This is a genomic window from Streptomyces sp. NPDC041122 (assembly GCF_055592445.1).
On the sequence record NZ_JBVIYQ010000008.1, the window covers coordinates 369,649 to 382,174 of the forward strand.

At 70.9% G+C, this 12,526-nt stretch carries 11 protein-coding genes and 1 pseudogene; 11 read left to right on the forward strand and 1 reads right to left on the reverse strand.

Annotation, left to right across the window (positions count from 1 at the left end; translation table 11 throughout):
- The first annotated feature begins 149 nt into the window (after positions 1–149).
- From ACZ6B8_RS28380 to ACZ6B8_RS28425, 10 genes are all read left to right on the forward strand, one after another.
- Entirely contained in the window at positions 150–608 is a 459-nt protein-coding gene (locus ACZ6B8_RS28380; protein WP_355818992.1) for a DUF948 domain-containing protein, read from the forward strand.
- 7 nt (positions 609–615) lie between these two features.
- Positions 616–975 carry a DUF6167 family protein gene (locus ACZ6B8_RS28385; protein ID WP_362371617.1) on the forward strand — a complete coding sequence of 120 codons (360 nt, stop codon included), beginning with the start codon at positions 616–618 and terminating at the stop codon, positions 973–975.
- A complete protein-coding gene (gene alaS, locus ACZ6B8_RS28390) occupies positions 975–3,644 on the forward strand; it encodes an alanine--tRNA ligase (RefSeq protein WP_471081000.1) in 2,670 nt (889 codons plus the stop codon). The genes ACZ6B8_RS28385 and alaS overlap by 1 nt, the downstream gene beginning before the upstream one ends.
- An 11-nt stretch (positions 3,645–3,655) precedes the next feature.
- Complete coding sequence (gene ruvX, locus ACZ6B8_RS28395; protein ID WP_471081384.1) at positions 3,656–4,120, forward strand: Holliday junction resolvase RuvX; 465 nt, start codon at positions 3,656–3,658, stop codon at positions 4,118–4,120.
- A gap of 124 nt (positions 4,121–4,244) precedes the next feature.
- Positions 4,245–5,963 (forward strand): endolytic transglycosylase MltG, encoded by a 1,719-nt coding sequence (mltG, locus tag ACZ6B8_RS28400; RefSeq protein WP_471609102.1) that lies wholly within the window; start codon positions 4,245–4,247, stop codon positions 5,961–5,963.
- Positions 5,960–6,790 carry a shikimate dehydrogenase gene (locus ACZ6B8_RS28405; RefSeq protein ID WP_471609103.1) on the forward strand — a complete coding sequence of 277 codons (831 nt, stop codon included), beginning with the start codon at positions 5,960–5,962 and terminating at the stop codon, positions 6,788–6,790. The genes mltG and ACZ6B8_RS28405 overlap by 4 nt, the downstream gene beginning before the upstream one ends.
- A gap of 217 nt (positions 6,791–7,007) precedes the next feature.
- Entirely contained in the window at positions 7,008–8,192 is a 1,185-nt protein-coding gene (gene aroC, locus ACZ6B8_RS28410; protein ID WP_471609104.1) for a chorismate synthase, read from the forward strand.
- A gap of 44 nt (positions 8,193–8,236) precedes the next feature.
- Complete coding sequence (locus ACZ6B8_RS28415; RefSeq protein WP_471609173.1) at positions 8,237–8,719, forward strand: shikimate kinase; 483 nt, start codon at positions 8,237–8,239, stop codon at positions 8,717–8,719.
- Entirely contained in the window at positions 8,716–9,813 is a 1,098-nt protein-coding gene (gene aroB, locus ACZ6B8_RS28420; RefSeq protein WP_471081014.1) for a 3-dehydroquinate synthase, read from the forward strand. The genes ACZ6B8_RS28415 and aroB overlap by 4 nt, the downstream gene beginning before the upstream one ends.
- A gap of 162 nt (positions 9,814–9,975) precedes the next feature.
- Positions 9,976–11,016: an AAA family ATPase gene (locus tag ACZ6B8_RS28425; protein WP_471609105.1), complete on the forward strand. Its 1,041-nt coding sequence runs from the start codon at positions 9,976–9,978 to the stop codon at positions 11,014–11,016.
- Here the strand turns inward: ACZ6B8_RS28425 and ACZ6B8_RS28430 are convergent.
- A pseudogene (locus ACZ6B8_RS28430) lies at positions 10,925–11,155 on the reverse strand (hypothetical protein); the annotation flags it as partial. The gene ACZ6B8_RS28425 and the pseudogene ACZ6B8_RS28430 overlap by 92 nt on opposite strands.
- A 219-nt stretch (positions 11,156–11,374) precedes the next feature.
- On the opposite strand from ACZ6B8_RS28430, the gene ACZ6B8_RS28435 reads away from it, so the two are divergent.
- Positions 11,375–12,481, forward strand: a complete 1,107-nt coding sequence (locus ACZ6B8_RS28435; RefSeq protein WP_471081020.1) for an aminopeptidase P family protein — start codon at positions 11,375–11,377, stop codon at positions 12,479–12,481.
- Positions 12,482–12,526: the final 45 nt, after the last annotated feature.

Sequence of the window (12,526 nt, forward strand, 5' to 3'; positions counted from 1 at the left end):
CAATCACTTCGCGCAACTCCTGTGACGGCGACGGGGAATGCGGTACGGAGCGGAGCCCCCGGCGCGATAGGGTCGGAGGACGACTTTTCGATGTTCGGGTACGAAGTCAGGTACGAAGTTCAGGGACGAGATTCAGGGAGCGGTGCCAAGTGTCCGGTGGAGAGGTTGCCGGGGTCCTGGTGGCCGTCTTCTGGGCGATCCTGGTCTCCTTCCTCGCGGTGGCACTGGCGAGGCTGGCCCAGACGCTCAGGGCGACCACCAAGCTCGTCGCGGACGTGACCGAGCAGGCGGTCCCCCTCCTGGCCGACGCCTCCACCGCGGTGCGCTCCGCGCAGACCCAGATCGACCGGGTCGACGCCATCGCCTCCGACGTCCAGGAGGTCACGTCGAACGCCTCGGCGCTGTCCACCACGGTCGCCTCGACCTTCGGCGGCCCCCTCGTGAAGGTGGCCGCGTTCGGCTACGGCGTGCGCCGGGCCATCAGCCGCAAGGCGGCGCCCGAAGCAAAGGAAATGCCCAGCAAGCAGCCCCGTCGTACGGTGATCGTGGGTCGCACCGTCCCGTCCGCGCGGCGGACCAAGCGGGCCAACCGGAGTAAGAGGGACTGACGCAGCGATGTTCCGCCGTACGTTCTGGTTCACCGCGGGCGCAGCCGCCGGCGTATGGGCCACCACCAAGGTCAACCGGAAGCTCAAGCAGCTGACCCCCGAGAGCCTCGCCGCGCAGGCCGCGAACAAGGCGATCGAGACGGGGCACCGCCTGAAGGACTTCGCGCTCGACATCCGCGACGGCATGGCCGAGCGCGAGGCGGAGCTGGGCGAGGCGCTGGGCCTGCAGGACCACCCCGACGCCGAGCTCCCCGCACCGCGGCGTTTCGCGGTCATCGAGAACCACAGCAGCAACAAGTACGACACGAAGAAGACGCAGTACGTCGAGAACCCGGCGCACTCGTACAACCGGAATGAGGACCACTGATGGAGTCGGCTGAAATCCGCCGCCGCTGGCTGAGCTTCTTCGAGGAGCGCGGGCACACCGTCGTCCCTTCGGCGTCGCTCATCGCGGACGACCCGACTCTGCTGCTCGTCCCCGCCGGCATGGTGCCCTTCAAGCCCTACTTCCTGGGTGAGGTCAAGCCGCCCGCGCCGCGCGTCACCAGCGTGCAGAAGTGCGTGCGCACGCCCGACATCGAAGAGGTCGGCAAGACCACCCGGCACGGCACGTTCTTCCAGATGTGCGGCAACTTCTCCTTCGGCGACTACTTCAAGGAGGGCGCCATCACGCTCTCCTGGGAGCTGCTGACCAGCCCGGTGGAGAAGGGCGGCTTCGGCCTCGACCCCGAGCGCCTGTGGATCACGGTCTACCTCGACGACGACGAGGCCGAGCAGATCTGGCGCGAGAAGGTCGGCGTCCCGGCCGAGCGCATCCAGCGCCTGGGCAAGAAGGACAACTTCTGGTCCATGGGCGTGCCCGGACCCTGCGGCCCGTGTTCCGAGATCAACTACGACCGTGGCCCGGAGTTCGGTGAAGAGGGCGGCCCGGCCGTCAACGACGAGCGGTACGTGGAGATCTGGAACCTGGTCTTCATGCAGTTCGAGCGCGGCGCGGGCGACGGCAAGGAGGACTTCCCGATCCTCGGCGAGCTCCCGTCGAAGAACATCGACACGGGCCTCGGCCTGGAACGCCTCGCCATGATCCTGCAGGGCGTACAGAACATGTACGAGACGGACACCCTGCGCGTCGTCATGGACAAGGCCACCGAGCTCACCGGCGTGCGCTACGGCGCCGAGCACGGCTCGGACGTCTCCCTGCGCGTGGTCGCCGACCACATCCGTACGTCCGCGATGCTCATCGGCGACGGCGTCACCCCCGGCAACGAGGGCCGTGGCTACGTCCTGCGCCGCATCATGCGCCGCGCCATCCGCAACATGCGGCTGCTCGGCGCGACCGGCCCGGTCGTCCTCGACCTCATCGGCGTCGTCATCGACACGATGGGTCAGCAGTACCCGGAGCTCGTCACCGACCGCAAGCGCATCGAGACCGTCGCCCTCGCCGAGGAGGCCGCGTTCCTCAAGGCCCTCAAGGGTGGCACCAACATCCTCGACACCGCCGTCACCGAGACCAAGGCCGCGGGCGGCCAGGTCCTCTCCGGCGACAAGGCGTTCCTGCTGCACGACACGTGGGGCTTCCCCATCGACCTCACCCTGGAGATGGCGGCCGAGCAGGGCCTCTCCGTGGACGAGGACGGCTTCCGCCGCCTGATGAAGGAGCAGCGCGACCGCGCCAAGGCGGATGCCAGGGCCAAGAAGACCGGCCACGCCGACCTGCACGCCTACCGCGAGATCGCCGACGCCTCCGGCGCCACCGACTTCACCGGCTACTCCCTCACGGAGAACGAGGCGCAGATCGTCGGCCTGCTGGTCAACGGCGTCTCCTCGCCCGCGGCCACCGAGGGCGACGAGGTCGAGATCGTCCTCGACCGCACGCCCTTCTACGCGGAGGGCGGCGGCCAGATCGGCGACACCGGCCGCATCCGCCTGGACAGCGGCGCGATCGTCGAGATCCGCGACGTGCAGAAGCCGGTGCCCGGCGTGCACGTGCACAAGGGTGTCGTCCAGGTCGGCGAGATCACCGTCGGCGCCCCGGTCTGGGCCTCGATCGACGCCCACCGCCGCCGCGCCATCGCCCGCGCCCACTCCGCCACACACCTCACCCACCAGGCGCTGCGCGACGCGCTCGGCCCGACGGCCGCCCAGGCCGGTTCGGAGAACCAGCCCGGCCGCTTCCGCTTCGACTTCGGCTCGCCCTCCGCCGTGCCCACGGCCGTGATGACGGACGTCGAACAGAAGATCAACGAGGTCCTGGCGCACGAGCTGGACGTGCAGGCCGAGGTCATGTCGATCGACGAGGCGAAGAAGCAGGGCGCCATCGCCGAGTTCGGCGAGAAGTACGGCGAGCGGGTCCGCGTCGTCACCATCGGCGACTTCTCCAAGGAGCTGTGCGGCGGCACGCACGTGCACAACACCGCCCAGCTGGGCCTGGTGAAGCTGCTCGGCGAGTCCTCCATCGGCTCCGGTGTGCGGCGCATCGAGGCGCTGGTCGGTGTGGACGCGTACAACTTCCTCGCCAAGGAGCACACGGTGGTCGCCCAGCTCCAGGAGCTGGTCAAGGGGCGCTCCGAGGAGCTCCCCGAGAAGATCTCCGGCATGCTCGCCAAGCTGAAGGACGCCGAGAAGGAGATCGAGAAGTTCCGCGCGGAGAAGGTCCTCCAGGCCGCCGCCGGTCTCGTCGACTCCGCCAAGGACGTCCGCGGCGTCGCCCTCGTCACCGGTCAGGTGCCGGACGGCACGGGCGCCGACGACCTGCGCAGGCTGGTCCTCGACGTGCGCGGCCGCATCCCCGGCGACCGCCCGGCCGTCGTCGCGCTCTTCACCACGGCGAACGGCCGCCCGCTGACGGTCATCGCCACCAACGAGGCCGCCCGTGAGCGCGGTCTCAAGGCGGGCGAGCTGGTCCGTACCGCCGCCAAGACCCTCGGCGGCGGTGGCGGCGGCAAGCCGGACGTCGCCCAGGGCGGCGGTCAGAACGCGGCCGCCGTGCCCGAGGCGATCGCCGCGGTCGAGCGCCTCGTCACCGAGACGGCCTGATGTCCGCAGGAATGCGCAGGGGCCGGCGTCTGGCAGTCGACGTCGGTGACGCCCGGATCGGGGTCGCCTCGTGCGACCCCGACGGGATCCTCGCCACGCCGGTGGAGACGGTGCCGGGTCGGGACGTCCCGGCGGCCCAGCGCCGGCTGAAGCAGCTCGTCGAGGAGTACGAACCGATCGAGATCGTCGTCGGCCTTCCTCGTTCCCTGAACGGGGGCGAGGGCCCGGCGGCCGCCAAGATCCGTGCCTTCACCCAGGAGCTCGCCCGCATGGTCGCCCCCATTTCGGTGAGGCTGGTGGACGAGAGGATGACCACAGTGACGGCCAGTCAGGGGCTGCGCGCCTCCGGTGTGAAGTCCAAAAAGGGCAGGTCCGTCATCGATCAGGCCGCGGCCGTGATCATTCTTCAGCAGGCCTTGGAGTCCGAACGGGCGTCAGGTAATGCTCCCGGCGAGGGCGTCGAAGTGGTCATCTGATCGCGATACGGTAACGTTCCGCGCGATGCGGCGGTGTTCGAACAGCTGCCGCACAGCATCAAGAGGCGGAACGGTTGCCCGGCCATCCAGACGGCGGCCCCGCCTCGCGGCATGTAGGGGATCGATGACTGAGTATGGCCGGGGCCCAGGCTCCGAACCGTGGCATCCGGAGGACCCGTTGTACGGGGACAGCGGATGGGGAGGACAGGCGCCCGCGACCGGCACGTCCACCTACGGCGGCCAGGGGCAGTACGACCCTCAGCAGCCGCACCAGCATCAGCCGCCGCACCAGTCGGGTTACGGCGGTGACTGGAGCACCGGCCGGCAGCAGACCTACGACCAGCAGCAGTCGTACGGCGGGCAGCAGCAGTTCCACGGGGACCCGGGACAGGGGTACCACGGCGATTCCGCTCAGGGGTACGGCGACGGTGCCGGCCAGGGCTACAACGGTGGCTGGGACACCGGTGGCCAGGGTCAGGTCCCCTACGGCGGCGATCCGATGGACCCCTACGCCGGCCAGCAGAGCGGCTACGGCGCGGAGAACCACGACTACTACGCGACTCCGGACGCCTACGCGCCGCCGGAGCCGCCGACCCGTCGCCGTACCGCGAACCCCGATTCCGAGGCAGAGAGGCAGGACTGGGACCCGGGCCCCGACCAGGGAGAACACGCGTTCTTCGCGGGCGGCGACGGTGACGAGGACGACGATCACGGGCCCGGCGGGCGCGGTGGCCGAGGCGACCGGCGCGGCGGCCGCGGCGGGAAGAAGTCCAAGAAGCGCCGCAGCGGCTGTGCCTGTCTGGTCGTCACCATGGTCTTCGGCGGAGGGCTGGCAGGAGTCGGCTATTTCGGCTACCAGTTCTACCAGGATCGTTTCGGCACGGCCCCGGACTACGCGGGCGAGGGCTCCGGGACGGCCACTGTCGACATCCCGAAGGACTCCGGCGGTTACGCGATCGGGCAGAAGCTCAAGGAAGCCGGCGTCGTCAAGAGTGTGGACGCCTTCGTGTCCGCTCAGGGAAAGCATCCGCAGGGCCAGTCCATTCAGGCGGGCGTCTATGTGCTGAAGAAGCACATGTCCGCCCAGGCCGCCGTCGATTTGATGCTCAGCCCGAAGAGCCGCAACAACCTCATCATTCCCGAGGGCATGCGGAACGCCTCGGTCTACAAAATGATCGACAAGCGTCTTCACCTGGACAAGGGCACCACCGAAAACGTCGCCAAGACGCAATGGAAGAGTCTCGGACTTCCCTCCTGGGCGAATACGAACAAGGACATCAAGGACCCGCTGGAAGGCTTCCTCTTCCCGGCCAGCTATCCCGTCGCCAAGGGCCAGAAGCCCGAGGACGTCCTCAAGAAGATGGTCGCCCAGGCCAATGAGAAGTACGACGAGATGGGCCTCAAGTCGAAGGCCAGGGAACTCAATCTGAAGGACCCGCTGCAGGTCCTCACGGTGGCCAGCCTCGTCCAGGCCGAAGGCAAGTACAAGCACGACTTCGAGAAGGTCGCGACCGTCGTCTACAACCGTCTGAAGCCCAACAACACCGAGACGTACGGTCTTCTGGACTTCGACTCGACGGTCAACTACCTGCGTGGCGAGTCCAAGCTGGGCACCGGTACGGTCGATGAACTGCGCAAGCTCAACGACCCGTACAACACCTACAAGATCAAGGGTCTGCCGCCCGGACCGATCAGCAACCCGGGCGAGGTGGCGCTGAACTCGGCGCTGCAGCCCGCAAAGGGCGACTGGTACTACTTCGTCTCCATCGACGACAAGACGTTGTTCGCCGAGACCAACGAAGAGCAGAACCGGAACCGCGAGAAATACCTGAAGGGGCAATGAGCGCGCAGAAGCGACGAGCCGCGGTCCTCGGCTCACCGATCGCCCATTCCCTCTCCCCGGCGCTGCATCGCGCGGCATACGAGGAGCTGGGACTGAGCGACTGGTCCTACGACCGATTCGAGATCGACGAGGCGGCGCTGCCCGGATTCATCGGGGAGCTCGGTCCGGAATGGGCGGGACTCTCGCTGACGATGCCGTTGAAGCGGGCGATCATTCCGCTGCTCGACGAGATCAGCGGGACAGCGGCGTCCGTCGAGGCCGTCAACACCGTGGTCTTCCGGGAGGACGGCAGGAAGGTCGGTGACAACACCGACGTGCCCGGCATGGTCGCCGCGCTCCGCGAACGCGGCATCGAGCAGGTCGAGTCCGCCGCGATCCTCGGCGCCGGCGCCACCGCGTCGTCGGCGCTCGCCGCCCTGGCGCGCATCTGTACCGGCGAGGTCGTCGCGTACGTACGCAGCGACACCCGCGCCGCCGAGATGCGGCAGTGGGGCGAGCGGCTCGACGTGGAGGTCAGGACCGAGGCCTGGGAGGACGCGCGCGAGGCGCTGGAGGCCCCCCTGGTGATCGCCACGACCCCGGCGGGCACCACCGACGCGCTGTCCGCCCTGGTCCCCGAGCGCCCGGCCACCCTCTTCGACGTGCTGTACGACCCGTGGCCGACCGAGCTCGCGGCCCGCTGGTCGGCGTACGGCGGCGCCGTCGTCAGTGGCCTCGACCTGCTCGTGCACCAGGCGGTGCTGCAGGTCGAGCAGATGACGGGCCACGGCCCGGCGCCGCTCGACGCGATGCGCAAGGCCGGGGAGCACGCGCTCGCCGCCCGCTAGGGCCTTCCACCCTCCGGGCAGGCCCCGCGCAGCCCCGGGCCGCAGGTCGCGCCCCGGTCGCGGCCCGGTGGAGGAAGCGGTCCGAGCCGTCCGCCAGATGGACCGGACACCGGATCGCGTCCCGGGTCGTGGGAGGATCAGGGTGGCGGGCCAGGGCCGCGCACCCGGCCGCGCCGTCGAAGACCGCAGTTCGAGGCGCGAGCATGAGGAGCATCCGTTGAGCAGGTTGCGTTGGCTGACCGCGGGGGAGTCGCACGGACCCGCGCTTGTCGCGACGTTGGAGGGTCTTCCCGCCGGCGTGCCGGTCACGACGGAGATGGTGGCCGACCATCTGGCGCGGCGGCGGTTGGGGTATGGCCGTGGTGCGCGGATGAAGTTCGAGCGTGATGAGGTCACGTTCCTGGGTGGTGTGCGGCACGGTCTGAGCATGGGCTCGCCGATCGCGGTCATGGTGGGGAACACGGAGTGGCCGAAGTGGGAGCAGGTGATGTCGGCCGATCCGGTGGACCCGGATGTGCTGGCCGATCTGGCCCGCAACGCCCCGCTGACCCGTCCGCGTCCCGGTCACGCGGACTTGGCGGGGATGCAGAAGTACGGGTTCGACGAGGCCCGTCCGATCCTGGAGCGTGCCTCGGCGCGTGAGACGGCGGCGCGCGTGGCGCTGGGCGCCGTCGCCCGGTCGTACCTGAAGGAGACGGCGGGGATCGAGGTCGTCTCGCATGTCACGGAGCTGGCGGGGGCGAAGGCGCCGTACGGGGTGTACCCGACGCCGGCGGATGTCGAGAAGCTGGACGCGGATCCGGTGCGGTGCCTGGACGCGGACGCGTCGAAGGCGATGGTCGCGGAGATCGACCAGGCTCACAAGGACGGCGACACGCTGGGTGGTGTCGTCGAGGTCCTCGCCTACGGGGTGCCGGTGGGCCTCGGCTCGCACGTGCACTGGGACCGGCGGCTGGACGCGCGGCTGGCTGCCGCGCTGATGGGTATTCAGGCGATCAAGGGTGTCGAGGTCGGTGACGGCTTCGATCTGGCCCGGGTGCCTGGATCGAAGGCGCACGACGAGATCGTCACCACGGATGACGGCATCAAGCGCACCTCCGGCCGCTCCGGTGGTACCGAGGGCGGCCTGACCACCGGCGAGCTGCTGCGCGTACGCGCCGCGATGAAGCCCATCGCGACCGTGCCGCGCGCCCTGGCCACCATCGACGTGGCCACCGGCGAGGCCGCCAAGGCGCACCACCAGCGCTCCGACGTGTGCGCCGTGCCGGCCGCCGGGATCGTCGCGGAGGCGATGGTGGCGCTGGTCCTCGCGGACGCGGTGGCGGAGAAGTTCGGGGGCGACAGCGTGCCCGAGACGCGCCGCAATGTGCGGTCCTACCTCGACAACCTGCAGATCCGGTGACCGGGACCGGTACCGAAGGCCCCCGCGTCGTCCTGGTGGGCCCGATGGGCGTGGGCAAGACGACGGTCGGAGAGCTGCTGGCCGAACGGCTCGGCGTCTCGTTCCGGGACACCGACGCCGACATCGTGGCCGCTCAGGGCCGCGAGATCTCGGACATCTTCGTCGATGAGGGTGAGCCGTACTTCCGTGCGCTGGAGAAGGCCGCCGTCGCCACGGCCCTCGCCGAGCACACCGGGATCCTCGCCCTCGGCGGCGGCGCCGTCCTGGACGCGTCGACGCGCACGCTGCTCGCCGAGCACTCCGTCGTCTGTCTGTCGATGGACGTCGAGGAGGCCGTCAAGCGCACCGGCCTCAACCAGGCGCGCCCCCTGCTCGCGGTCAACCCCCGCAAGCAGTGGCGCGAGCTGATGGACGCCCGCCGGCATCTCTACGCCGAAGTCGCCCGCGCGGTCGTCGCCACCGACGGCCGCACCCCCGATGAGGTCGCGCAAGCGGTCCTCGACGCACTGGAGTTGAAGGAAGCATGACGGCTGAGCAGACCCCCACCCGTATCCACGTCGGCGGCACCGCCGGCTCGGATCCGTACGAGGTCCTGGTCGGTCGGCAGCTCCTCGGCGAGCTGCCCGGCCTCATCGGCGACCAGGCCAAGCGGGTCGCCGTGATCCACCCCGAGGCGCTCGCCGAGACCGGTGAGGCGCTCCGCCAGGACCTCGCCGACCAGGGGTACGAGGCGGTCGCCATCCAGGTGCCGAACGCCGAGGAGGCCAAGACGGCCGAGGTCGCCGCGTACTGCTGGAAGGCGCTCGGCCAGTCCGGCTTCACGCGCAGCGACGTCATCGTCGGTGTCGGCGGCGGTGCCTCCACCGACCTCGCCGGGTTCGTGGCCGCGACCTGGCTGCGCGGGGTGCGGTGGATCGCCGTGCCGACCACGGTGCTCGGCATGGTGGACGCGGCGGTCGGCGGCAAGACCGGCATCAACACCGCCGAGGGCAAGAACCTCGTCGGGTCCTTCCACCCGCCGGCCGGTGTCCTGTGCGACCTCGCGGCGCTCGAATCGCTCCCGGTGAACGACTACGTCTCCGGGCTCGCGGAGATCATCAAGGCCGGCTTCATCGCCGACCCGGCGATCCTCGAACTCATCGAGGCGGACCCGCAGGCGGCCCGTACGCCCGCGGGACCGCACACCGCCGAGCTCATCGAGCGCTCCATCAGGGTCAAGGCCGAGGTCGTCTCCGGCGACCTCAAGGAGGCGGGCCTGCGCGAGATCCTCAACTACGGGCACACCCTCGCGCACGCCATCGAGAAGAACGAGCGCTACAAGTGGCGGCACGGCGCCGCGGTGTCCGTGGGCATGCACTTCGCGGCCGAACTCGGCCGTCTGGCGGGCCGTCTCGACGACGCCACCGCGGACCGGCACCGCACCATCCTCGAATCGGTCGGCCTGCCCCTGACGTACCGCTACGACCAGTGGCCCAAGCTTCTGGAGACCATGAAGGTCGACAAGAAGTCCCGCGGCGACCTGCTGCGCTTCATCGTCCTCGACGGCCTCGGCAAGCCGACCGTCCTGGAGGGGCCCGACCCGGCCGTGCTGCTCGCCGCGTACGGCGAAGTGGGCCAGTAGTCCCGATAGGGCACGTTTTACGTGGTCGAGGAATCCGGCCATGGGCACGTCTCGGCCTCCCCGGCCGTTCACACAACGGCGGCCGGGGACGGTACCGTTCGGTAACGGGCGGCTCGGCTGCCGTCCGACCAGCGTCAGTCGCACGAGACGGAGTGGCACCGGATGCAGCACGCAGTGGGATCTCCGCTGCCGCCGCCCCACCAGCCGGGGCACGGACCGGCCTCCGGCTGGTCGCCGGCCGCACACCACCCGAGCGCTCCGCACCCCGGAGCGCCGGCCCAGGGAGCGGTGGCCGCCGTTCCCGTTCCCGGTTTCGCGGAGGCTCCCGGCCCGCACGCGCCGGGACAGCCACCGCAGGCCGCCCACGCGCCGGGCCGGCCCCCGATGCCGCAGGCGCCCGCGGCCCCGCAGCCGCAGCCTCCGGGGCACGCGCACCCGGCACAAGCGCCGCAGCCCGCGCAACCGGCGCCCCCGGTTCCGCCCGCGCAGCCCGCTCAGCCGGCCCAGAACGGTCAGCCGCATCAGGTCCCGGGGCCCGCCCCCGTGCCCCCGCCGCCGGAGAGTACGGGCCACGTCCAGCTGCCGCCGGGCGGCCCCGTCGGGATGCCCAGCCCACCGCAGGGCGCGGCACCCGCGGACACGGGCGCCACCACCCTCGCCGTGCTGCTCATCGGCCCGGCCGGGGCGGGCAAGACCAGCGTCGCCAAATACTGGGCCGAGCACCGGTGCGTGCCGACGGCCCACATCAGCCTCGACGACGTACGGGAATGGGTGCGCTCGGGGTTCGCCGACCCCCAGTCGGGGTGGAACGACCACTCCGAGGCGCAGTACCGCCTGGCCCGCCGCACCTGCGGCTTCGCCGCGCGCAACTTCCTGGCCAACGGCATCTCCTGCATCCTCGACGACGCGGTCTTCCCCGACCGCCCGGTCGTCGGCCTCGGCGGCTGGAAGCGGCACGTAGGCCCCGGCCTGCTGCCCGTGGTCCTGCTCCCCGGCCTCGAGGTCGTCCTGGAGCGCAACGCCGAGCGCAGCGGCAACCGCCGCCTGACCGACGAGGAAGTGGCCCGCATCCACGGCCGCATGGCGGGTTGGTACGGCTCGGGCCTGCCCATCATCGACAACTCCCAACTGGACGTCCCCGCCACCGCCCGCGTCCTCGACGAGGTCCTGGCCCGCGCCATCGCGAGCCCGCCGAAGTGGTAGTCCGGACCGTCGGTCGCGGTTGAGACACCGCATCCCCGAACCGCCTCCACACCACCGCCACCGGGTCTACGGTCATGCCCCTGGGCATCGCCCGGTGGAGGTGCCTGCCGTAGCCGGGTTCGCCGCGATGGATCGGGGCGGCGCCGGCGGCGCGTGCCTCGGAGCAGTTCGCGTAGGAGACGGAGCCGCCCCCCGCCGGACCCGGAACCGCCGCCCGGGCCGCCGTTGTCGACGGGCGACGGGGTCGGCTGCGACAGCTGAGCGCCGAGCGGGGGGCCGGCGCGGGCCCGGCGCTGGGGACCGCCCGGTCGGACGCGCCCGCCGGGCCGTGCGGCCGTCGCGCTCGTAGGCTCGGGCCATGTCAGAGGTGTACGCGGTCCGCAGGGAACGGGTCAGGGAGCGCTGTGCCGCCGGTGGTGGCGCCGCGGCGTTGGTCTCCCGGCCCGCCAACGTCCGCTATCTCGCCGGTGCCGCGCCCGCCGGCGCCGTACTTCTCGTCGGCAAGGACGAGGACGTACTGCTGTGCGGACGCCCGCCCGGCGACCAGGAGTGCGAGGGGCGGCCCGACGAGGCGCTGCGGGTGCAGCAACTGCCCACACCGGGCGCCGACCCGGCCGTCGCCGGCGCGGGCCTGGCCGCTTCCCAGGGAGCCGAGGCGCTCTCCGTCGAGGAGCACCACCTGACCGTCGCCCGGCACCGCGCGCTCGCCTCGGTCGCGCCGCGGCTGCGGCTGACGGATCTCGGGACGGCCGTCGAGCAGCTGCGCCTGGTCAAGGACACCGACGAGCTCTCCTGTCTGCGGATCGCCGCCGAGATCGCCGACCAGGCCCTGAGCGAGCTGCTCGAATCCATTCTCGTGGGGCGTACGGAACGGCATCTCGCGCTGGAGCTGGAGCGGCGGCTCATCGATCACGGGGCGGACGGCCCCGCGTTCCCGACCTCGGTCGGCACCGGCCCGAACTCCGGCAAGGGCGGCCACCGGCCCTCGGACCGCCGGGTGGAGGAGGGGGACTTCCTCTCCGTCTGCCTGGGGGCGAGCTACCGGGGATACCGCTGTGAGATCGGCCGTACCTTCGTCATCGGCACCTCGCCCGCCGACTGGCAGATCGAGCTGTACGACCTCGTCTTCGCCGCCCAACGGGCGGGCCGGGAGGCGCTCGTACCGGGTGCGGCCTGCCGCGACGTGGACCGCGCGGCACGTCAGGTGCTCGACTCCGCGGGCTATGTGGAAGGGCTCTCTCCGGTCACCGGACATGGGGTCGGGCTCGAAATCGACGAGGACCCGCAGTTGGCGCCCGCGGCCATGGGTAAACTGGATGCCTGCGTGCCGGTCACCGTCGAGCCGGGGGTTCACCTCCCGGGCAGGGGCGGTGTCCGGATCGATGACACGCTCGTCGTGCGCCCCGAGGCGGACGGCGGACCCGAGCTACTCACCATCACGACCAAGGAGCTGCTCGCGCTCTAGCTTTCCGCTGTGCGCGTGCGCCGGGGTCGTCCACGTCAGTCCAGG

Bases quoted from the DNA above. Each gene is read 5' to 3' on its own strand.
- ACZ6B8_RS28385 (WP_362371617.1), top strand. From the start codon at position 616: ATGTTCCGCCGTACGTTCTGGTTCACCGCGGGCGCAGCCGCCGGCGTA.
- alaS (WP_471081000.1), top strand. From the start codon at position 975: ATGGAGTCGGCTGAAATCCGCCGCCGCTGGCTGAGCTTCTTCGAGGAG.
- ruvX (WP_471081384.1), top strand. From the start codon at position 3,656: ATGCGCAGGGGCCGGCGTCTGGCAGTCGACGTCGGTGACGCCCGGATC.
- mltG (WP_471609102.1), top strand. From the start codon at position 4,245: ATGACTGAGTATGGCCGGGGCCCAGGCTCCGAACCGTGGCATCCGGAG.
- ACZ6B8_RS28405 (WP_471609103.1), top strand. From the start codon at position 5,960: ATGAGCGCGCAGAAGCGACGAGCCGCGGTCCTCGGCTCACCGATCGCC.
- ACZ6B8_RS28415 (WP_471609173.1), top strand. From the start codon at position 8,237: ATGGGCGTGGGCAAGACGACGGTCGGAGAGCTGCTGGCCGAACGGCTC.
- ACZ6B8_RS28435 (WP_471081020.1), top strand. From the start codon at position 11,375: ATGTCAGAGGTGTACGCGGTCCGCAGGGAACGGGTCAGGGAGCGCTGT.
- ACZ6B8_RS28425 (WP_471609105.1), top strand. From the start codon at position 9,976: ATGCAGCACGCAGTGGGATCTCCGCTGCCGCCGCCCCACCAGCCGGGG.
- aroB (WP_471081014.1), top strand. From the start codon at position 8,716: ATGACGGCTGAGCAGACCCCCACCCGTATCCACGTCGGCGGCACCGCC.